This window comes from Dysgonomonas gadei ATCC BAA-286, from assembly GCF_000213555.1.
GTDB lineage: Bacteria > Bacteroidota > Bacteroidia > Bacteroidales > Dysgonomonadaceae > Dysgonomonas > Dysgonomonas gadei.
On sequence record NZ_GL891980.1, the window covers coordinates 77,919 to 97,885 of the forward strand.

At 34.4% G+C, this 19,967-nt stretch carries 23 protein-coding genes and 1 pseudogene; 13 read left to right on the forward strand and 11 right to left on the reverse strand.

What is annotated here, in order from left to right; translation table 11 throughout:
- Positions 1-39 precede the first annotated feature (39 nt).
- From HMPREF9455_RS04190 to HMPREF9455_RS21630, 5 genes are read right to left on the reverse strand one after another with little or no spacing between them, the layout of a single operon-like run.
- Positions 40-453 (reverse strand): PcfK-like family protein, encoded by a 414-nt coding sequence (locus HMPREF9455_RS04190; protein ID WP_006798358.1) that lies wholly within the window; start codon positions 451-453, stop codon positions 40-42.
- Positions 454-493: 40 nt separating this feature from the next.
- Positions 494-829, reverse strand: coding sequence for a hypothetical protein (locus HMPREF9455_RS04195; RefSeq protein ID WP_006798359.1), 336 nt, complete (start codon positions 827-829; stop codon positions 494-496).
- A 30-nt stretch (positions 830-859) separates the two neighbouring features.
- Positions 860-1,120, reverse strand: coding sequence for a hypothetical protein (locus tag HMPREF9455_RS04200; RefSeq protein ID WP_006798360.1), 261 nt, complete (start codon positions 1,118-1,120; stop codon positions 860-862).
- A gap of 44 nt (positions 1,121-1,164) precedes the next feature.
- Entirely contained in the window at positions 1,165-2,166 is a 1,002-nt protein-coding gene (locus HMPREF9455_RS04205) for a hypothetical protein (RefSeq protein WP_006798361.1), read from the reverse strand.
- 19 nt (positions 2,167-2,185) lie between these two features.
- Positions 2,186-2,422, reverse strand: coding sequence for a hypothetical protein (locus HMPREF9455_RS21630; protein WP_006798362.1), 237 nt, complete (start codon positions 2,420-2,422; stop codon positions 2,186-2,188).
- 465 nt (positions 2,423-2,887) lie between these two features.
- Here HMPREF9455_RS21630 and HMPREF9455_RS04210 point away from each other — a divergent pair, with 465 nt between their 5' ends.
- Together HMPREF9455_RS04210 and HMPREF9455_RS04215 are read left to right on the forward strand one after the other, a co-directional pair.
- The gene (locus HMPREF9455_RS04210) at positions 2,888-3,172 is read left to right on the forward strand and encodes a helix-turn-helix domain-containing protein (RefSeq protein ID WP_006798363.1); all 285 of its coding nucleotides are present in this window, start codon (positions 2,888-2,890) and stop codon (positions 3,170-3,172) included.
- Positions 3,169-3,462 carry a helix-turn-helix domain-containing protein gene (locus tag HMPREF9455_RS04215; RefSeq protein ID WP_006798364.1) on the forward strand — a complete coding sequence of 98 codons (294 nt, stop codon included), beginning with the start codon at positions 3,169-3,171 and terminating at the stop codon, positions 3,460-3,462. Before HMPREF9455_RS04210 ends, HMPREF9455_RS04215 begins: the two co-directional genes overlap by 4 nt.
- A gap of 70 nt (positions 3,463-3,532) precedes the next feature.
- Here HMPREF9455_RS04215 and HMPREF9455_RS04220 read toward each other — a convergent pair whose 3' ends face one another.
- From HMPREF9455_RS04220 to HMPREF9455_RS04230, 3 genes are read right to left on the reverse strand one after another with little or no spacing between them, the layout of a single operon-like run.
- A complete protein-coding gene (locus tag HMPREF9455_RS04220) occupies positions 3,533-3,889 on the reverse strand; it encodes a hypothetical protein (RefSeq protein ID WP_006798365.1) in 357 nt (118 codons plus the stop codon).
- A 2-nt stretch (positions 3,890-3,891) separates the two neighbouring features.
- Positions 3,892-5,133 carry a site-specific integrase gene (locus tag HMPREF9455_RS04225; RefSeq protein ID WP_006798366.1) on the reverse strand — a complete coding sequence of 414 codons (1,242 nt, stop codon included), beginning with the start codon at positions 5,131-5,133 and terminating at the stop codon, positions 3,892-3,894.
- 29 nt (positions 5,134-5,162) lie between these two features.
- On the reverse strand, positions 5,163-6,392 hold the full coding sequence (locus HMPREF9455_RS04230) for a site-specific integrase (protein WP_006798367.1): 1,230 nt from the start codon (positions 6,390-6,392) through the stop codon (positions 5,163-5,165).
- Positions 6,393-6,685: 293 nt separating this feature from the next.
- On the opposite strand from HMPREF9455_RS04230, the pseudogene HMPREF9455_RS20950 reads away from it, so the two are divergent.
- From HMPREF9455_RS20950 to HMPREF9455_RS04275, 10 genes and pseudogenes are all read left to right on the forward strand, one after another.
- Positions 6,686-6,856: pseudogene (locus HMPREF9455_RS20950) on the forward strand (tyrosine-type recombinase/integrase); the annotation flags it as partial.
- A gap of 101 nt (positions 6,857-6,957) precedes the next feature.
- The gene (locus HMPREF9455_RS04235; RefSeq protein WP_006798369.1) at positions 6,958-8,295 is read left to right on the forward strand and encodes a hypothetical protein; all 1,338 of its coding nucleotides are present in this window, start codon (positions 6,958-6,960) and stop codon (positions 8,293-8,295) included.
- Complete coding sequence (locus HMPREF9455_RS04240) at positions 8,285-8,968, forward strand: DUF2971 domain-containing protein (protein WP_006798370.1); 684 nt, start codon at positions 8,285-8,287, stop codon at positions 8,966-8,968. Before HMPREF9455_RS04235 ends, HMPREF9455_RS04240 begins: the two co-directional genes overlap by 11 nt.
- Before the next feature lie 104 nt (positions 8,969-9,072).
- Entirely contained in the window at positions 9,073-11,262 is a 2,190-nt protein-coding gene (locus HMPREF9455_RS04245) for a hypothetical protein (RefSeq protein WP_006798371.1), read from the forward strand.
- 263 nt (positions 11,263-11,525) lie between these two features.
- On the forward strand, positions 11,526-12,161 hold the full coding sequence (locus HMPREF9455_RS04250; protein WP_006798372.1) for a helix-turn-helix domain-containing protein: 636 nt from the start codon (positions 11,526-11,528) through the stop codon (positions 12,159-12,161).
- A gap of 193 nt (positions 12,162-12,354) precedes the next feature.
- Positions 12,355-12,624 carry a hypothetical protein gene (locus HMPREF9455_RS04255; protein ID WP_006798373.1) on the forward strand — a complete coding sequence of 90 codons (270 nt, stop codon included), beginning with the start codon at positions 12,355-12,357 and terminating at the stop codon, positions 12,622-12,624.
- A gap of 125 nt (positions 12,625-12,749) precedes the next feature.
- Positions 12,750-13,778: a DUF3871 family protein gene (locus tag HMPREF9455_RS04260; RefSeq protein WP_006798374.1), complete on the forward strand. Its 1,029-nt coding sequence runs from the start codon at positions 12,750-12,752 to the stop codon at positions 13,776-13,778.
- A 39-nt stretch (positions 13,779-13,817) separates the two neighbouring features.
- Positions 13,818-14,387, forward strand: a complete 570-nt coding sequence (locus HMPREF9455_RS20605; RefSeq protein ID WP_006798375.1) for a uracil-DNA glycosylase family protein — start codon at positions 13,818-13,820, stop codon at positions 14,385-14,387.
- Positions 14,388-15,018: 631 nt separating this feature from the next.
- Positions 15,019-15,603 carry a hypothetical protein gene (locus tag HMPREF9455_RS04270; protein ID WP_006798376.1) on the forward strand — a complete coding sequence of 195 codons (585 nt, stop codon included), beginning with the start codon at positions 15,019-15,021 and terminating at the stop codon, positions 15,601-15,603.
- 135 nt (positions 15,604-15,738) lie between these two features.
- Entirely contained in the window at positions 15,739-16,116 is a 378-nt protein-coding gene (locus tag HMPREF9455_RS04275; protein ID WP_006798377.1) for a hypothetical protein, read from the forward strand.
- A gap of 197 nt (positions 16,117-16,313) precedes the next feature.
- Here HMPREF9455_RS04275 and HMPREF9455_RS04280 read toward each other — a convergent pair whose 3' ends face one another.
- From HMPREF9455_RS04280 to HMPREF9455_RS04290, 3 genes are read right to left on the reverse strand one after another with little or no spacing between them, the layout of a single operon-like run.
- On the reverse strand, positions 16,314-17,090 hold the full coding sequence (locus HMPREF9455_RS04280; RefSeq protein ID WP_006798378.1) for a TatD family hydrolase: 777 nt from the start codon (positions 17,088-17,090) through the stop codon (positions 16,314-16,316).
- Positions 17,077-17,784 carry a hypothetical protein gene (locus HMPREF9455_RS04285; RefSeq protein ID WP_006798379.1) on the reverse strand — a complete coding sequence of 236 codons (708 nt, stop codon included), beginning with the start codon at positions 17,782-17,784 and terminating at the stop codon, positions 17,077-17,079. Before HMPREF9455_RS04285 ends, HMPREF9455_RS04280 begins: the two co-directional genes overlap by 14 nt.
- Positions 17,785-17,809: 25 nt before the next feature.
- Positions 17,810-18,790, reverse strand: coding sequence for a polyprenyl synthetase family protein (locus HMPREF9455_RS04290; RefSeq protein ID WP_006798380.1), 981 nt, complete (start codon positions 18,788-18,790; stop codon positions 17,810-17,812).
- Positions 18,791-18,971: 181 nt separating this feature from the next.
- On the opposite strand from HMPREF9455_RS04290, the gene HMPREF9455_RS04295 reads away from it, so the two are divergent.
- A complete protein-coding gene (locus tag HMPREF9455_RS04295) occupies positions 18,972-19,967 on the forward strand; it encodes a glycoside hydrolase family 43 protein (protein WP_006798381.1) in 996 nt (331 codons plus the stop codon).

Genomic DNA, 19,967 nt, shown 5'->3' on the forward strand with positions numbered 1-19,967 from the left:
TGTTTTGGAGTTTATTGTTTGGTTTCATCGGTCGATAATTTAAAAGTCAAATAGACTTGGTTGGGTATTTAATGCTACTCTTTTGGCTTTCTTGGTTGGCTGTGTCATCTTTCGGTAGGCTTCGTCTTGTGCCTTTTGCATAGCTTCTTGTCGAGCTTGTTCTTTTTCTTCGGCTGACAATACGACTACATGATTAACTGCTACTTTTGCATGGTTTATAGGAGTGCCTATTTCTATTGAATCTTCGTCATAAAAATGTACCGCCATGCCGAATATCTCATCATCGTGAAAACCATTACAACCGCTTTTCTGCACCTGGTTTAGAATATAAGTCACACAATCCTCTAACTTCTTTTCGGGCAGGGAGTAACGAAATGAAAAAAGTAAATCGATCTCGGCACGTTTGTCTAAATATGCTTTTATCGTATTTTGAAAATGGTTTGTTGCTTTCATATCTTTGGGTATTATGGGGCAGGGTTACCGCCCCTTATTGTTATTTCACTTCGATTATTTTATCAATTCTACCATATATCATGGCTCGTAAACTTGTTTTATCTACTGCTTTGTACTCTTGGAATGAGCCGTATTGCTTCACGATATAGGTTCTCAGTATCTCGGAGAAGTCAAAACGGTAACCACTTAACGGTATGGCATTTTTGAAATAGCTGTTGTGATTTACATTTTTAGTAATCCAGTTTTTTTCTTCTCTGTTCAAGCTTTCTTCAGCGTTTACTTTCTCTCTAAGTTGGTACACTTTAGAGCCTTTCAGAGCATCTAATTCGGGAATATCCCATTTCACAAATTTGGTTGCTATTATTGTTGTTCTCATTTTATTGGATATTTGTGGAGGATTGCTCCTTTAAATAATTTCATCTTCTTGCATAACTATATGCTCTTTAGGTATATTTATTCCATAGTTTTGAGCATCCATTTTTAATAATCGTGCTATTTGGGGATAGTTGGTATCAATCCAATCAAATTCGTCTACAAAATTGTATTTGTCATCTATTCCCATTGCCGTCTCATTGGTCACTAAAATACCTTTAGGGATTGTTATTTCGCCATAATTTCTAAAATTGATGGCTACGGAATTGGCTGTTACTTTTCTATTCTTTTTCATTATATCCGATGTTTTATGTATATATTTTCTTAGTATTCTGATAATTAGTTTAATCCGAAGTAGTAGGCTAAGCGTTGTTCTTGTGATTTAGAAAATATCCATCCTGCTAATCTCTTTCCGTTAAAGGTCAGTCGGTTGTTAAATTTTCCTCCCATTGCTTTGAGTTCGTCTTTGATAGCTCTTGTTTCTCCGAATACGGCAACGGCTTTGGCTGAATACTCTACTACTGTGCAACCGTTCTTGCTTGTGCCGTTCTTGTCACTTGGTGGCATTGGTGGTGTATCATCATTCTTCTTGATGCGGATGTTATCTTCACACCCTGCGGTGTAGGCAAATTCCTTTATCATACCCTCACGGCTGTACATGGATACTTTTTCAATTATCCATCCGCTATATTTACTTTCACCTAAATAGTACCCTGCACCCATAGAATATTTCTCCCGATGTTCATAATCTGCATTGTACTCCGCTAAATAGGCTGTTTCCTCGAAGTTGGATGCATGTTTCCGCATTTCAGAAAAGATGTCTCTTTTGTGAGTTGAAAAGCCTAAAATGACAGTCCGTGTTGTTCTTGATGCAAAGTAGTCGCTTTGGCTGTCGCTCTCATCTTGTTTCAGCCTTGCCACGATAACGCCCAAAGTATTTTCGGGAAGTATTTCGGCAAAACGTTTGCTCCCGATTGCTTTGACTTCCTCTACTCGTATGCGTTCCTTTTCTTCCTCGTCCGCTTCTACATTGGCTTTGGCTTGTGCTTCTTGCAGAAGTATTGCTACTTCAAAGCTGTCTATAAATTGAAGGTTGTCGCTGTCATAATAGAAACCAATGCCAAACTTCTCTTTCAATGGTCGGATAATATCGGCTGTATGAAAATCTTTTGTCGTTAGGTTTATCAATTTGTAAGTGATACCCCATTGATTTTTTGTAATGTCGTACACTACATAGCTGTGATAACTGTACCCCTCCATTTGGATAACTTGGTTAATCTCTACCACTTGCACTGCTCTGTCTATTTCTTTGTTCGCTCCTAATAAAAATACTTTGCTCATAATTCTAAGTTTTAAAGGGTTATAAATAAGTCAGCATGAGACAAATAAGAGTGATTACAGCACCCAACATCAGCAAGCACGAAAGAATACCCCGAATCACATCATAAAAGAGATACAAGCCTACCAAAGCCCAAATAAAGCCTGCTCCCCATAAGGAGTAACCCACAATGATTAAGACTATTTTCAAAACCCAGCCTATGCTAATTGGAAGGTAGGAGGATCGTTGTTTCTTGTTTTTTTCTGCCGTTAGTTTCATAATTTCTGACCTTTTTTTTAACGCTATGCCGTATCGGAGCCGGTGAGGAGTATTCGAGTTTCAGAAGCTTAAAAAGGGGGAGTGTTTAGCTCTGCAAGGTTTTGACGAATAAATACGCTCGCCCGAATAGATACAAAAGAGGGAAAGAGGAAGATTTTTCGCCAAACCCTTTAGGGCTTGACCTTGCTGTCAGCGTGAAGAACACGGAAATACCTTTGCGACTGAAATCGAATACTCATTAGGCTCTGATGACATTTCGCTTAAAGGGGAAGAAATTATGAAACAGGTGGAAAAAATTCCGGTTACTCTTTCGTGGAACTATCGAAAGAGTATAAAATTTGGCTTTAGGTATAGACAAGTACAGCCTAAAGCTACCAGCCTGTAGATTACTTATATATGCTGTAATTTAATGACTTATATTTGCTCTCCCCGTAATCATAGTATGAACAGAAAAAGTAAATTACTATGGAGATAATATATATAGAAGCCCGAACATTCGAGGCAATGATGCAACGTTTCGAGACTTTTGTCCGAAAAGTAGATAAGTTATGTGAGCCACATGTCGGTAAAAAGTTGACAGAATGGTTAGATAATCAGGATGTATGCCTAATCCTGCATATAAGTCCTCGTGCATTGCAAACTTTGCGAGATACCGGAAAACTGGCATATACGCAGATAGACAGAAAGATGTACTACAAGCCTAAGGATGTAGAGAAACTTATCAGCAACCTAAAAATGCAAGGAAAATGAGTGAGATTATAGCAAAAGATCATGAGCGAGTTAAAGCTCTTTTCAGCTCATTCGACAGAATGTTAGATCAGTTGGAAATGGTTTTGAGGAACTATAAACCGACATTAAATGGAGAGCATTTTCTAACAGACGTAGAGGTTGCTGAGCGGCTAAAAGTCAGTAGAAGGACATTGCAACAATATCGTAGCGAAGGCAGAATCTCATATTTCAAATTTGGCGGTAAATCCCTCTATCGGGAGTCAGATATTCAGCGGATTATGGAAAAAAATTATTGTGAAGGGTGGGAGTAGCTCAACACCTATTTGTCTATCTGTATTTAATTAAGCACCCCGAAAGGAAATAATTCCGGGGTGCTTCTTTTTAGTTCAATGTCGCATTCTGTAATGGCAATACAAGCGTTGTCAGGATATTGCCCCTTATGACTTTATTTATAATCCATTTTCGAAGAATATCCACATTAGGAGATTGTAACCGAAAAGTAAGAGCAATTATCATTTCCAATCCGTAGTATTCAGAATAGATATTCTTTCCTTCAACTTTGCAAGGCGATGAAAGATCACCACCTGCAATGCCGGATTTCTCTATTGTACGAACTTCTCTTTTTGCTGTTTGGTAGAAAATACCAAACAAATTGGCTATCTCAGGAATAGTCATTTTGACTTTACTCGGAATGTTTACGCTTCCATTCTCAGTGATTGTTATTTTATACTTATCCATCGCTAAACAGTTTTAGTTTTCTTATTTTGAGAACGTTTATTTGCTGTAGTCGTCGCACTTTTTTTCCTTCTCTTTATTAGTTTATCCATATCGTCCGAGATCTTCTGTTCTGTGATTTGTGCGTAAACTTGCGTGGTAGAAATATTTGCGTGTCCCATCATTTTGGCAATGCTCTCAATGGGAAGCCCTGCCGAAATCGCCAGCGTTCCAAAGCTGTGGCGACTTTGATGGTACGAGAGATTCTCCTTCAAATCTATCAATTTACCGATCTGATTTATTTCATACCAGATCTTATCCCGAATGGGTAAGGGAAATACAGGTTGGCTGTCATCCGTAGTATTGTAAAGCATAAGAATTTGTTCTGCTATCGGATGTAAAGGGATAAATGCTTCAACATCCGTTTTTACCCTCCGTTTTCGGATATAGAGCCTTCCTTCTGCTGTTTTACCGATATGATGCGGATACAGACGGTGCATATCTACATAAGCGAGCCCTGTCAATGAAGAGAAGATAAAAGCTCTGCGTATCAATTCTAAACGAGCATCGGGCATCGGGGTTTCCATCATGGCTTTTAGATCAATTTTACCTATGTGGCGATGTTTCGGTGGATCTTTCTTCTCGTACCTTACATCTTCGAGTGGATTACTTCTTAATACTTCTTGGTCGATAGCAATATAGATCAGACGATTTAGCCAGGTTAGTCCTCGATTTATATATGAGTTCTTTCGGTTATGCTCAGTTTTTAAATAGAGTTTAAACGATTCTCCAAACTCTTCGGTTATAGCTTCAAAAGCAATATCTTCCATTCCTCTGGAGCAAAGAAATTCTTGCAGATTGTTTTGCATAAGTCTGGAATCCCTATGGGTTGAAGTGGAATTGATCTCTATTGAGCGGAGTCGTAAGCGTTCTAACTCTACCTTACCAGCTTCAAGAAGCTTGGTGGAGATTGAGTTTACTCCGACTATGGTATTCTTTAAAAGTTCACTGCTGACCGCTCCGTGTTCTTTTAAGATGTGTTCGTAGGTATGTTCTACGCGTCGTCGAAAAGCATTGAGTTGATTATTACTTCTTTCGTTTTTGGGTTCTCCCTTTTTGGTATTCCAATCATCGACCAGGCAATAGATGCCCGTTGTAATAACAGTTGGTTTCCCGTCAATAGTGATCCGACACATAATGGCTGTTGTTCCGTCTGCTTTTACTTTGTTCTTGTTGATGTAGAATAATATTTTGAATGTACTGCGCATTGTATTTCTATTTATAGGATTTGTAATGATTAAAGGACTAATTTCAGATCTTGCGTTGCTTCGATGAGCTTATCCATATCCTCGAATAGCTTTTTGGGCGTGACACGGGCATAGATCTGAGTTGTTGAAATATTGCTGTGCCCGAGCATTCTGCTGATGGTTTCAATAGGTACTCCTTCTTCGAGCGTAATCAGGCTTGCGAAGCTATGTCGCCCTGAATGATAGGTCATTGGTTCTTTTACACCCGCTAAAACTCGCAATCCTTTCATGTTGGCTTTTACCATTTCCGGCGATTGCCACGGAAATATGGTATCTCTGTTTTCGTCTTTGTATTTTTCGATCAATGCAATGGCTTCGGGTAATAGTTTAACCCTTGCCCGATAATCGGTTTTCTTTCTTGCATATTTAAGCCAGAGCTCACCTCCTTCATCCGTGAAAAGATTATCTTTGGTTATACGGATAACATCGGCGTAGGCTGTACCTGTATAGCAGGCGAAGAGAAACAAATCTCTGGTGAAACGAGTAGAAGGACAACGGGCTGGAATTTCCAAATCTCGGACTTTCTCAAAGCTCTCCCGACTTAAAGCTTTAGGGGTGGCTTCTTTTTGCTTGGGTAGTTTATAGTAGGCAAAGTGCAATTTCTCTGAAATACCTTCCTTAAAAGCTATTTTGCAGATTTTCTTCAAGATGGCCAAGTAATGGCGAACGGTTTGCATCGCATAGCCTTGTTCGCCCAACACCGAATCTTGATACTCCCGAATGAACTGTTCATTCAACTGTCCGAAAGCAACATCTTTAGTCTTGAATTTCTTTTTGATGAATTTAGCCAACGAGCGGTGTGTATATTTATATGTGGAAAGCGTAGTTGGCGCAACATCAATTCCAACACGAGCTTCTAGTTCTTCTATGTGGCGACTCAGAAGAGCAAGCAGGGTCATTTGTGCCCCCATACTACCTTGAAACAAATTCTTAACCGCTTCTGCATCGAAAGGTTTCTTTCTCCCCACCAAACTATCGAATGCCGAATGGACACCAAGTAGAAGTTTTTCTATTTTCAGATTAATTTCAACTGCCTCACGGCTCTTACCGTTTAGCCGGCTTTCACGTGGATTCCATAAGTCAGGAGTACAGGATAGCTTACAACTAAATTGAGACATAGAACTGTTGACAGTAATACGCCCCATAATTGGAGTTTTACCCGATTTGTCGGGAGAGCTTTTTTTGAGGTAAAGCAAAACCTTGAATTTTTCTTGTTTCATATTCGCTTATATTTTTTGAGGTTTCTGCCGTCGTTGCTACGACGGCAAAGTTACTTGTTATATAAGCGCTCTTTATTACGCAAAAATCAGTAATTCAAAGAAATAGAATCAGGGTTTCAAACTATTACCTGCTATCAGTTACCTATTCGTATTCGGTAACTGAGTGGCTAACGATTTGGTAACTGAACCACTTCTTAAATCGGCTTACTCGGTTTTTGCACAAATCAGCAAATCCATTAAGTATTAACCTGTTGATGTTTTACTTCTTACATCTGCATACGGTTCTTTTACGGCTAATTACTTATGTGGCCAGACATTCATTTGCAACCATTTTGAAAAGGTCTGGTATTAATGTAGCTATTATAAGTGAGGCTTTAGGACATTCAGACTTAAAGACCACTCAGATATATTTAGATAGCTTTGAAAATAGTCAAATTGATGAAGCTATGAAGAATTTATTGTAAAATATAAAAAGGGAGTAATTTGATTTTAAATTATTCCCTTAATAATTTAAGAATCTTATCTATGCATTTAACTATCTTTACTTATAAAAATCTGATAAAGCATGAGAATATATTTAGATAACTGTATATATCAAGATCTCAAAAAAGAAGAGAATAAAACATTATATAGTTCAATAATAGAAAGTAAACAATACAATATTTATCTATTTTCAGAAGCACATCTTTATGATTTATCAAGAGATGTAACAAATGAGAAATATATTGATATGGAATTTATTGAATCCATATGTGAAAATAATTGTTTATTAAATGATGCTAGTGGTGCTAGATTGCTGACTCCCAAAGAATATTACAATATGTATGATTGGGAAAATCTAATTAAAAGTGAAGATATATTTAAGAGTGAAGACCCTTTTATTAAATTGATAATGGATATGTTTAAAAATATTCCACTGCCTTTTAATTCTATTTTTAAATCAGATCTTTTTTCTTCTAAATATCCCAAAGAGTTTGTTGAGACTATGACAGAGCCTTCTGATCTTAAGGAATATACAGAGTTAATGCTTAAAGCTAGTGACCAAATGAAAGAGCATCCTTTCTTTAAAGGTATATTACAAGGTAATAGAGAAGTAAATACCACTAAAGAATTTTATATAGCAATTGGAATTAATGGTTTTGATGGAGAAAAGATCACAGATAAAGAAGAGTTTAAGCAATCATATGTTAAATATATAAACCAGAGCCATAAGTTTATAAAGAATACTAAAGTAGATTCCTATCAGACATTTATTAATATGTATATGGGGTTAGAAATCCTCAACATTGTAAAAGGGAAACCCCAAAAACAAAAGTTTACGAACTTGATGAATGATAGTAGACATGCATATTTTGGGGCAGGTTGTGATATTGTAGTCAGTAAGGATATAGACTTCATAGAGAAAACAAAGTTCATATATGATATATTTGATATAAATACATTGGTATTATCCTTTGAAGACTTTAAAAGTATTCCTAACCTTAATGATGGGAATAATTTCAACGAGTTAATTAATGAAATTACAAATATTTCAGAATATCTATATAATAACAACTTGAATGGAGAGGATAATAAAGTATTATCTATTGCATTAAGTAAAATATACATAGGATATTTTAATATGTTATATAGAGTAGAACATGAAAATAAATGGTCTTTTATTATCACGAAGAAAGTTGATGAATATAAGAACAAATCCTTAATTAAGGAAATAGAACTTATAACAAATATTTTAATAAATAATCTGGGAGAAGATATTAATAATAAAGCCTTTTTTAGTAGAGATGAAATAATTAATGAATGCTGGAATGGTAGAACATGGTATTTAGGACAAATGGGAATTTATTTAAATTTCAGAAATATAATTGAATTAATATTTTATAAAACCATAGATGAAAATTAACTTTGGAAATAATTCAACTACCAATGCTATGAAAATATATAAATACCACACAATCAATATTAATTTGCTGAATTCGTTAAGGAATAAAACAAATTGGTACAGCAAGTTATCTTATCTTAATGATCCTTATGAATGTTTATTTATAGACAACACAAACACTACTGTGTATAAAAATCTTGTATCAACCTTAAGTGTTTGTTGTTTTTCTAGAAATATGAATAATATTTTAATGTGGTCACATTATGCAGATAGCCACAGGGGTGTGTGTTTGGAATGGGAAATAGATGAAGAAGCCCCTCACATAAAAGGAGCTCTGAATCCTATTACCTATGATAACAAATTAGTAACCTTGGAAGAGGTTAAAATAACCAAAGAAGGATACTTAGATTTAAATGTAGGAGATAATGGTAAGTTTATCTTTCAAAAGTTAAAATATTGGGAGTATGAAGAAGAAATGAGGATATATAATATTGATGAAGACCCAAATTCAAATCCAAGAGGAAAATCTAAGGAATTTTTAGGAAAGCTAACAAGTATATATTTTGGAAAAAATGTTATAAAAGATACTATAGAGCTAGTGAAGTTCAACACCTCTCACATTCCTAATTTGAAATACTATAAAGTTGATTTAAATACTGATGAGATGGAATATAACAATTTAACACAATTGTAATAATTGATTTTTCAATCTGTGCATACAAATAAATCTCACTTACTTCCTAATAACAATATAAACCTAAGTGAGCAAAATGCAGTCTCAGGTACATTAAAAATAAAATGGCTAAAACAATAAGCATACTAGATAGTTTAAAAAAGTATGGAGTTGCAAAAGAAGAAGAAGAAGAAGAAGAAAAAATAATTCCTAAAGAGATAATAGAAAATCAAGTCAAGGATTTATTTTCAGAAGCAGTCTTAGATACTCTGGCAGATGCAAAACCAGAAGCAACAATTAATTCCATTCACAAAGGTTATTTTATGACTTGGGGTTCATCTCAAGGTTTCACAGATGAATACAGACTATCTAATTTTATCCAAAAGTTGCCTCATGGAATTGTAGACAAGAAGGCTACAGGGGTAGGTGCAACAACCTTAGAACTCAAATCACCCAGACATTCAATAATAGTAGCACCCACTAAGAAACTAGCCTATAGTAAATTTAAATGGGCTGAAAATAATCTGAACCCTAAAAAAGTGCTATATGTTGGCACTTCCATAGGAGAATTCAGGGACAGGGTAAGTAAAGATGAAATCATTAATCATATGGAGCAAAATTCTACTCAACCTCTAAAGTTTTTAGTGGTAGCAGACAGTTTAGATTATTTGATGAATATACTAGGGGAAGAAGCCTATAAACATTGCTTCCTAATGGTAGATGAGATAGACCTTCTCCAAGCAGACAGTAACTACAGACCTAATTTAGAAACAGTAATAGACCACTATTTTAAGTTTGATGTAAAGAACAGGTGTATTGTAACTGCTACAATGGGTGAATTCTCCAATCCTCTATTCCAGAATGAATGCAGATTTGAAATAGAAGAATTATCCCACAAGAAAAGAGATATAAGGCTTATACATATCAATCAGTCTAACAGCATCAATCATGCAGTCACAGGGTTGATAAAAAAATATCCAGAAGATAAGATATTGATAGCCTATAATACAGTCTCACAGGTAAAGAATATTATATCTATGCTGGATGAATCTACACAGAAGGAATGTGCTATCATGTGCAGTGAATCAAGCAGGAATGATGCAGGAAATTATTATTACCCATTGAAAGATGATTCTACATTACCTAAGAGAATCAATTTTATGACATGCAGCTATTTTTCTGGAATAGATATTAATGATACATATAACCTTATCACTGTTTCTAATGTAAAGTATGCACATCAAATGCTTACTACCAAAAAGATAACTCAAATCTATGGAAGGTGCAGGGTTAAAGATGGGATATTAAGTGATACCATAATCTATAATACTACAGAATATGAGCCTAAGTTTAAAAGGACTACAGCTAAATATAGAAATACACTGATAAAAAAGGCTAATAAAGTCTTAGATATAATAAAAGCTGCTGATATTATACAGGATAAGGATAAAGATTTGGAGGACTTATTCAAAGTAGTAAAAAATGCTATTTCTGATAAAGCCCTTGAAACCCCATTCAGAGGTCAGCCAATTCCACTTATAAGACCTACTATAAATGAAGGAAAATATGACATAGCCTACCTTAATATTGATTTTCTGGTAGAAAGAGAACAGCTATTTAATGATTTATATGTTAATCAAGAGAAACTATATAAAGCCTTAGTTTCAGAAGGACATCAGGTCATAGAGATACAATATAAAGATAATATGACTGATGAAGAAAAATCAGCAGAACAGGGAATAGACAACCATTTCACAGATGACAGAGAAGAATTAATAGATTCATTACAAGCTACTTTAGTTACAGACCTGAAAGAGAAAGCAGATAAGCTGCCTACAGGTGTTCTAAATAAATATGTTACAGAAAAACTAAGGACTTGCAGTAAAGAGGAAAAACCACTCTTGGATAGGTTTATAAAATTGAATGAATTTGTAGAATCAGACAAACTCTTAGACTACCTCTATGAAATAAGGCATAAGAATATTAAAGCCCTTAAAAGCCTCAACAATACAATTATGTTCTGGTGTCTGGCAGAAAACCATCCTCTAAGAATAAGCATGAGAGAAGCCTTTGAAAAAGGTAAAGAATATACTCCAGAAGAAATACATGAGAAGATAGAGCCAATAGTCAAATATCATTTCCATAAGACTATAAAACCAAGAACCTCTATCAGCTTATTTAAGGCTTATTTTGAAGTATCCAGACCAAGAAATAGCTATGTAGTCATAAAAGAAAATCCTCTCAATTTTGAAGAGAGAAAGACCTCTATAGGCAAAAAAGATAATAACCTCCTAAAATATTTTGAAATTAATTAAAATTCTGATTATCAACAAAATAGCTTATTAAATATTTGCTGAAATCAGATATTTTACTTATCTTTGTGCTTATAAATCAAACAAATAGACTATTCTACAGAAATGCCTCTTTAGTCTAAGAGGAGCAGATTCAAAAGATTTCATTTAACTAAGGGTATGCAAATTGTATGTCATACTATAATACCTACTATTTAAGTATAATATATAATAAGTAGGTAATATAGTATAGCATATGTTTTGCACACCCTGCAAAAGTAAGTATAATGAAATCATACACATTGATTCCAAATGAAGCAGGGAAAATATTTAAACCAGAAGATTTATATACTATTACCTGTATGTATCTGACAGCTAAGGATGATTATACAACTAATTCTACAAGGGAACAATTAGCTCAAATTGCAGGATTATCCTTTGCCTATATAAAAGATAAATTCCTTCCAAGATTAAGGAAATCAAAATTCTGTGAAATAGAAGGATATACAGAATTATCAGATAGCCAGATAAGAAAGAGGAATAAGTATATATTGCCTCAACCTATAACCAATTACAGAATAATAAGTAAAGAAATGTTGGAAGATACAAATCTTACTCCTACAGAAAAGGGTATAATAATTGGACTGTACTCTTTGACTGTAAATAACTCCTTTAATATTGGATTCAATAAAAGTCAAATATCAAAGTATTTAAATATAAGTAGAAACTCATATCTAAAATATGAAAAGTCTTTGATTGAGAAGGGTTATATAGAACTTCTTTCAAATGATACTACAAATGACAGACATGGAGATTTTAGTGAAGGAATAGTTTTAAATTGCAGTTGGTTAGGTACAAAAGAATTGAATAGAAAGGTGTATGAATCAACCCATAACAATGCTAATTTTCAAGAATTGGGGTAAAGGCTTGTATTATCCCCATTAGTATAATATTAACTATTCTTACTCTTTGAGAAATTGAAAGAAAAAAAATTAATTATTTTTTTTTTCAAAAAGGTCTATGCATCCACAAGCACTAGATAACCAAACTACACCCCCTCCATCTTTTGCAGTGAGGGGATAGTCCCCCTGCACAACAACAATAATATTTAAAGTTATGAATGGACTAACATTTTTAGAAAGTTGGAGTGTGAGCCAATTTAAGCAAAACCACCATGTAGAAAAGATTGAGATTAAGAAAAATGAAGCTACAGGAAAATGCTTCTTTGTCTATGGATTTGAAACAGGGGCTTGCAGTAGTAAGGTCAAAACAGGGGAATTGAATAACCCTGTAATATCACAAGTCTGTGCCTCTGAGACAGGGGAAATGTTCTACCTTCTGCATCAGAAAGGGGAAAGCAAGGCTATGACTTTAGCAGTATTATAATAAACAGATACAGGGAAGATTAAAGTCTTCCCTTTTTATTTTAAAGTATATTCTGCTCACTTAGATATATAAATAATATAGAAACAAAGTGAGCATATTAATCATTAATAAAAAATTTACTCCATATGGAAACAATGCAATTAGTACCAGTAAAAAGCAATCATAGAGATGTAATGATTCCACAATCCCTTCCTTATCAAGATATAATAGAAATTACACATACCTGTGACTGCAATCCAAGCCCTTTTATAGAAGCCAATACCAAAGAAGCAAGTTTACATCATTTAAAGCATGAATGTATTGTACCTGTCTTTTCTAAGGATAATGAGGTTACTATCAGCCATACTAACTTTATAGAAACAGTTTGGGATGCTGCAAGTAGTTTCTTTCCAAATGAGACTATTTTACAGCCAGATATAAGAGTTTCTCATGTAGTCAAAGGTAGGATTCCAGAAGCTATAAATAAGCCTGTCAGTCAGCTTTTAGAGAGTGATAAGACTATTTATTATGAAAGGATGGCTTTCTGCCTTGAAGTACCTACTATTTATCAGGATATAGAAGGAAATAGATTAAATCTTTCTATTGGTGGAGTAAGAGCCTTAAACCATGAAAACCTTTATTCTAAAAAAAGTGTAGAGAAATTCAAGATATTTATTGGTTTTACCAATAAAGTTTGTACAAACCTATGTGTATCTACAGATGGGTATAAGTCAGAATTAAGAGTTATGAGTTTGGAAGAACTATTTAAGCATTCATTACTCCTATTTCAGCAATACAACCCTAACAGGCATTTACAACTTATGTCTTCTTTGCAAGATTCTTATTTAACAGAACATCAATTTGCACAATTAATAGGCAAAAGTAAACTCTATCAGTGTTTACCTAATGCACAAAAGAAGTTATTACCTACTATGGAATTTGGAGATACCCACATCAATGCAGTAGCTAAAGCTTATTATAATGATAAGAATTTCAAAATAGAAGAAGGTGCAGATGCTATTAACCTGTGGAAAGTCTATAACTTATTCACAGGTGCGAATAAGAATAGTTATATTGATAATCTATTGGATAGGTCTTTGAATGCAACTGAATTAGTAGAAGGTATTAATAGGGCTTTGCATGGAGATAGAGAGTATAGATGGTTTATTGAGTGAAATTTTCTATTTTTACAAGAAATATAAATATTGAATACCATGAATTATAAAACATTCATTTTAGAAAAAGGGAAGCAATATGAGACATTAGAGGATATTCTTCCTGAAAGTGGAAATTTAGACATTCTTTTTATTGCAAAAACTCCTGCAACTATAAGTGTAAATAAAGGTCATTATTTTCAAGGTAAGCAAGGTAGAATGTTCTGGAATAAATTAGCAGATTATCACATATTAAATGTACCTTATGGTGAGTATGAGGATAATTATCTATTAAAAAATAATTATGGCATAACAGATATAGTAAAGATTCCAAGAGATTTTGGGAATGAGCCTTCTAAAGAAGAATATAGAGAAGGTTATCTCAGAATTTTGAAGATAATTGAAAGGTATAAACCTATGGTCATTGTTTTTGTCTATAAGAAAGTCTTAGATGAAATCTTATCTATAAAATATGGAGTTAAAATAAAAACTGACTATGGATTCAACTCTCAATATGATTCAGATTTTAATTCTAAAGTATTTGTCTATCCAATGCCAGGTACACCATGTACAAGGGAAACCTCTGAACTAGCAATGACTGAATTGTCCAAAATCATGAGGAATAGATAATTCTTAATCAATTTCTCACTTACATCTATATATAACAAACAATCTAAGTGAGAAATATTAGAAATTTATCTCTTTTTTTATTATTGTTGTATTAGCCTCATTCAGTAATGGATGGGGCTTTTTAATTATTAATGTATGGGATTATTTTTACAAATAATAGGTCATATTGTTATAGGGTATATTATTATGTATGTAATATGCTATGAGGATAGACCTACAAGAAAGAAGAAATAGTAAACAGAGAAAGTATTATTTAATGAATTTATTATTACCCTAACTCACAGCCACACCTATATATGAATTGGAAGGACTTAATTCAAAAAGTAATTGAATATTTGATGTATATCTGCTTAAATCTTGTATTTTTGCAGTATGCTAGAAATTAAATTATTGCGAATGAATATATAAGTTTAACTAAGACATATTTTTAGAAAGAAGTATTTGCTTTTTACTAGTGTAGTCCTAAAATACCACATCAAGACATCACAGCAGTAACAAAGTAGGTGCTACATCTTTTATAGGTGTGGTTTTCCTTATTTTGTGTGATGTGGGTAGTGGTATACCTAGGACTCCAATCTAAGTGATAAGCCACATCTTCTTTTTGTAGGTATGGCTACTAAAAAGAAAAAGTATGAGAAAAAGAACATTATTGCCATTGTTTATTATGCTGTTACTTGCATCGTGTAGTAGTGATGATGAAAAAGAGAGTATAGTTGCACCAGAATCTATTGAGGGCATATGGAATGTAACGAATTATTCTGGAAATATAAACAGAAAGTATACAACCTATTATGACTATCTTGATGGAACAAAAAAAGTAGAAGAAAATACTCCATCAGAAGATGATGAACCTTGGGATAATAACTTAACATTTGGTAGAAATATCTGGGCTTTTAATGCAGACAAAAGTATGACAACCCAAAATTCAGATATAAAAGATATGAAATTTGAAAAGTATCTAGTTGATACTAAAAATAATCTTCTGTTACTGTATAAAACAACTAATACATCTGTTCCAGATTCTTATAAAATAGAAGAATTTACAAGTAAAAAATTGGTTGTTTCAATCAGCAAAGAAATAAAAGGCATTTGGGACACAGATGGTATTTATGAAAAAAATCCACAAAGACCTTTAGAAAATATTCTCATTGGATACAAAGACATATATTACGATGGTACTAAATATGATAAAATAATATTTGAGAGAGTAGAATAGCTTACCAATATAAACTTCTATTCCATCCATTATGATAGGAAATAATGAAATAGTAAGTAATCTTTAATGAAATGTTAAATATTACTTACTATTTTTGTGTAGATAATCAATAGACTAACTGAATATTCTCTGCTTATGAATTCAGATTTAAAAAAAGAAATACTAAAAATTATTTCTGATATTGAATATGATGATACTTCCATATTTGAAAAGCTCAATTTATATGGAACCTTAAATCAAACAATAAAATACTTTGAAAATCTTATTCAGACTAAATATAGAAATAGGTTAAATCGCTATTTAAAAGAATACACAAAAGAGTATTATGTATACATAGATGAAATTATTAATCATTATTGCAATGTCTTTAAAGAGAGAGAGTATAAAAACATCTTATTAGAAAAAGAACTAAGGCTTAAAATAATAGATGAAATTACACGAGAAATAAAAATAGAGTATATAGGAGAGGATTACTACATAAGTAAAGACTATTATACAAGAAAAAATTATTAACCCAACTCCAAATGTTCTCTAAAATGTTACCAGCCTAAGAAACCTTGTTCAAGGCATAAAGAAATCACCCTGTAAAACACTATTATACAGTCAGATATATTTTTAATAAAATTCAGATTGTTATTCTTTCCAGGCGTGCCTCTTCAACCACTCGAGCACCTCTCCTTTTTCTGGTTGTAGCGGGTGCAAAGATAAAATTATTTTTTCAATCCGAACAGCTTTATTGCATTTTCTGTTGTTATTTCTCCTACTTCGTTTAAACTAAGGCCAAATATTTCAGCCAGTTTTTCAACAACCTTTATCGTATACGAAGATTCGTTTCGCTTGCCACGATAAGGTACAGGAGCGAGATAAGGAGAATCGGTCTCAATGATTATTTTAGATAAATCGACCTGCTTCAGAACAGTTGACAATGTAGAATTTTTAAATGTAACAACTCCGTTGATTCCCAATAAAAAGTTTTCTAATCCAAGTATTTCAGCCAGTTCGTTCTCACTTCCACCAAAACTATGGAATACCCCTCTTAACTTTTCAGGGCCTACATTCTTAATACATTCTACACACTCCAATATAGCATCACGTGAATGTATTGCTACCGGTAAATCATACGCTATACTCCAGCGAAGCTGCTCTTCAAAGACCTGTCTCTGTTCTTTTTCATATGTCTTATCCCAATAGAGATCCAGCCCTATTTCACCAATAGCGATATAGGAACGTTTCGAAAATTGCTGTTTAATAATTTCTAATTGAGAAAGCCAATCCTCACCTACACTTGTAGGATGCAGTCCCATCATCGGAATGCAATAATCTGTATATTTGCCGGCTATATTATGCAAACGCCCTATTGAATCCACATCAATATTCGGAAGCAGGATCGTTTCCACACCCGCTTGTTTTGCTCTCAGAATCACTTCTTCGATATCATTATCAAATTCTTCGGAATAAATATGTGAATGCGTATCAATTATTTTCACGATCTTCTTTCTCTTTTTCGTCTTTTCTCAGATAATACACAACTCCGTATTCTTTACATCTTTCCAAACGTTCTTTAGCGGGAAGATTTGCAAAGGCCGACTCAATCTGGTTCCATAACGTAGACAAGACATTATCTATATCTTTCCTTTGTTCACTAAGTATATCCAACTGGCGGGCGGTCGTATTCTGATATGTTTTCTGATTAAAATAGGCATCCTTAAATTGCGAAAAGGCTACGTTTACCCTCGCAATAGTAGGATTGTAGATAGGTGCTCCCCCCTGCCCCAGCCGGGCTTGCTCTCCCTTCATAAGGCTATCTCCCCAGTACAGCAATGCATCATTACTCGTTAAATCGGGTACCGTAAAATTATCCGGATCGATATTATAAAGTTGCTTCTGCTCCTTTTTTATTTCGTTACGGATAACACACAAATTCATAACCTGTATAAAATGCGATATATAGAGCCTGGCGTTCTTCACCAGTTTCTGAAATTTCCTATTCGATGCAGCCTGTGTCTCAAGACTATCTCGATAACGAAGCTGCGCATTTTCAAAGTTACGCAGCATTAATTCCATTTTGCGGATATCAAGGGATATGACACCTTGTCCGAAAAGGGAATTATGTTTTTCTATTGCTGCTTTCAACGCCTTTATTCGTGCATTATCTGTATTGGGCAAACGACGATACGGCATAATAATAAGGGTTAATGTTTAGAATTTAGGATATCCGGGATGTCAGATTTTTCGCTAGTTTAAGCAATTCAGTCTTTCTTTCATCAATTATACTGACTTTATCCAGACAACCCATTGCTTTCTCATAATAATCACTGATAAGCTTTTCTGACTTCGTTTTCAGATCAAGTTTATCGTATATCTTAGTTACCGCCTCAATTTTTTTATTTTGCTCAAAGTCCGTTTTATCTATCCATGTCAGCAATTCGTTTCTAGTCAATGGATCGGCTAATGCAGTAATCAACAGAAATGTTTTCTTATTACATAGTATATCACCGCCTATCTTCTTCCCGAAGCTTTCGCTATCGCCGTATACATCAAGTAAATCATCCTTCAACTGAAATCCCAGACCTACATTTATCCCGAATTCATACAGATTATCAGCATCTGCATCCGGAGCACCTGCCACAATAGCTCCTTCCTTTAAGGCACAGCCTAACAATACTGCTGTCTTCAATCGTATCATTTCCAGATATTCAGGGATTGTAACATCCAGCCGTTGTTCAAACTCCATATCATATTGTTGCCCACAGCATATTTCTGTTGCAGTTTCAGAAAATAAATCCAATACACGGGGTAATTGCTCCGAGTCTGTTTTAGCAATTTCCTTATATGCCTCAATAAGCATTGCATCACCCGAAAGCACGGCCGTATTATCATTCCATCTAATATGAACGGTCGGTTTACCTCTACGCATATCAGCCCTGTCCATGAGGTCGTCATGTAAAAGTGTAAAATTGTGGAACACCTCTATAGCCAGCGCTATAGGGATAACCCTCTCCACATCCTCTTTATATAAATTATATGACATAAGGGCCAAGGCAGGGCGAACCCGTTTGCCACCCAGAGAAAGTATATAGGTTATAGGATCGAAAAGTGACTGTGGTTTATTCTTATAGTTTATCTGAGTGATTCGAGTATTTACAATATCTAAAACCTCATCGAAGTTATATAGAGACTTCTTCATTGATCAGTAGTTATTTACAATTACAATTAATATTCTATGAGACGGAGAACCTTTCTTTTATTGGTGCACTCTAGCAAAGATAGTTTATTAACAACAAAAATCAAAATATTCTAAAATAGAACATTTTAATTTGAAATTATTCCTATTTTTATGGGTCATTAACAAAAAAGTGATTTTTTTCATGAAAAACTACTATTTACTACTTATTTCAAGCTTATTTATTATTCAGGCATGCAGCCAGAATAAACAACCCGGACAAAATGTTAAAGAAACGGCTGGCAATCCGATTTTTGAAGGACGGTATGCCGACCCCGAAGGTATCATCTTCGACGATAAATACTGGGTTTATCCTACATACTCGGCTCTTTATGAAGACCAGGTATTTATGGATGCTTTTTCTTCACCCGACTTGGTGAACTGGACAAAGCATGAACGCATAATAGATACCGCTTCCGTGAAATGGATTAAACGTGCCATGTGGGCGCCTGCCATTGTAAAAAAGGATAGCAAATACTTCCTTTTTTTTGCAGGAAACGATATCCAGAACGATGACGAATACGGAGGTATAGGAGTTGCTGTTGCCGACAAACCGGAAGGTCCGTTCAAAGACCATATCGGCAAACCGCTTATAGAAAAGTTCTACAATGGGGCGCAACCTATCGACCAGTTTGTATTCAAAGACAAAGACGGTAGCTATTACATATATTACGGAGGATGGAGACATTGCAATGTCGCTAAACTGAACGATGATTTCACAGCTATTGTTCCGTTAGAAGATGGCACAATGTTTAAGGAAGTGACCCCAGACAAATACGTAGAAGGCCCGTTCATGTTCATCAAAGACGGCAAATATTACTTCTTGTGGTCGGAAGGCGGATGGGGAGGACCTGACTATAAGGTGGCTTATGCTATTTCCGACAGTCCGTTCGGTCCGTTCGAGCGCATTGGCACAATTCTCGAACAAGACCCGAATATAGCCACAGGAGCCGGACACAATTCCATTATCCACGAACCGAAGTCCGATAAATGGTATATGGTATATCATCGTCGCCCGCTTACTGAAAAACACCGTGACGACAGAGAAACATGTATAGACGAAATGTTCTTCGATGAAAACGGACATATCAAGCCGGTGAAAATGACAAATGAAGGTGTGAAAAGTAATCCATTAAAATAA

What these genes read in the sequence shown, in the direction of transcription:
- HMPREF9455_RS04190 (WP_006798358.1), bottom strand. Translation starts at nt 453, where the DNA reads ATGAAAGCAACAAACCATTTTCAAAATACGATAAAAGCATATTTAGAC.
- HMPREF9455_RS04195 (WP_006798359.1), bottom strand. Translation starts at nt 829, where the DNA reads ATGAGAACAACAATAATAGCAACCAAATTTGTGAAATGGGATATTCCC.
- HMPREF9455_RS04200 (WP_006798360.1), bottom strand. Translation starts at nt 1,120, where the DNA reads ATGAAAAAGAATAGAAAAGTAACAGCCAATTCCGTAGCCATCAATTTT.
- HMPREF9455_RS04205 (WP_006798361.1), bottom strand. Translation starts at nt 2,166, where the DNA reads ATGAGCAAAGTATTTTTATTAGGAGCGAACAAAGAAATAGACAGAGCA.
- HMPREF9455_RS21630 (WP_006798362.1), bottom strand. Translation starts at nt 2,422, where the DNA reads ATGAAACTAACGGCAGAAAAAAACAAGAAACAACGATCCTCCTACCTT.
- HMPREF9455_RS04210 (WP_006798363.1), top strand. Translation starts at nt 2,888, where the DNA reads ATGGAGATAATATATATAGAAGCCCGAACATTCGAGGCAATGATGCAA.
- HMPREF9455_RS04215 (WP_006798364.1), top strand. Translation starts at nt 3,169, where the DNA reads ATGAGTGAGATTATAGCAAAAGATCATGAGCGAGTTAAAGCTCTTTTC.
- HMPREF9455_RS04220 (WP_006798365.1), bottom strand. Translation starts at nt 3,889, where the DNA reads ATGGATAAGTATAAAATAACAATCACTGAGAATGGAAGCGTAAACATT.
- HMPREF9455_RS04225 (WP_006798366.1), bottom strand. Translation starts at nt 5,133, where the DNA reads ATGCGCAGTACATTCAAAATATTATTCTACATCAACAAGAACAAAGTA.
- HMPREF9455_RS04230 (WP_006798367.1), bottom strand. Translation starts at nt 6,392, where the DNA reads ATGAAACAAGAAAAATTCAAGGTTTTGCTTTACCTCAAAAAAAGCTCT.
- HMPREF9455_RS04235 (WP_006798369.1), top strand. Translation starts at nt 6,958, where the DNA reads ATGAGAATATATTTAGATAACTGTATATATCAAGATCTCAAAAAAGAA.
- HMPREF9455_RS04240 (WP_006798370.1), top strand. Translation starts at nt 8,285, where the DNA reads ATGAAAATTAACTTTGGAAATAATTCAACTACCAATGCTATGAAAATA.
- HMPREF9455_RS04245 (WP_006798371.1), top strand. Translation starts at nt 9,073, where the DNA reads ATGGCTAAAACAATAAGCATACTAGATAGTTTAAAAAAGTATGGAGTT.
- HMPREF9455_RS04250 (WP_006798372.1), top strand. Translation starts at nt 11,526, where the DNA reads ATGAAATCATACACATTGATTCCAAATGAAGCAGGGAAAATATTTAAA.
- HMPREF9455_RS04255 (WP_006798373.1), top strand. Translation starts at nt 12,355, where the DNA reads ATGAATGGACTAACATTTTTAGAAAGTTGGAGTGTGAGCCAATTTAAG.
- HMPREF9455_RS04260 (WP_006798374.1), top strand. Translation starts at nt 12,750, where the DNA reads ATGGAAACAATGCAATTAGTACCAGTAAAAAGCAATCATAGAGATGTA.
- HMPREF9455_RS20605 (WP_006798375.1), top strand. Translation starts at nt 13,818, where the DNA reads ATGAATTATAAAACATTCATTTTAGAAAAAGGGAAGCAATATGAGACA.
- HMPREF9455_RS04270 (WP_006798376.1), top strand. Translation starts at nt 15,019, where the DNA reads ATGAGAAAAAGAACATTATTGCCATTGTTTATTATGCTGTTACTTGCA.
- HMPREF9455_RS04275 (WP_006798377.1), top strand. Translation starts at nt 15,739, where the DNA reads ATGAATTCAGATTTAAAAAAAGAAATACTAAAAATTATTTCTGATATT.
- HMPREF9455_RS04285 (WP_006798379.1), bottom strand. Translation starts at nt 17,784, where the DNA reads ATGCCGTATCGTCGTTTGCCCAATACAGATAATGCACGAATAAAGGCG.
- HMPREF9455_RS04290 (WP_006798380.1), bottom strand. Translation starts at nt 18,790, where the DNA reads ATGAAGAAGTCTCTATATAACTTCGATGAGGTTTTAGATATTGTAAAT.
- HMPREF9455_RS04295 (WP_006798381.1), top strand. Translation starts at nt 18,972, where the DNA reads ATGAAAAACTACTATTTACTACTTATTTCAAGCTTATTTATTATTCAG.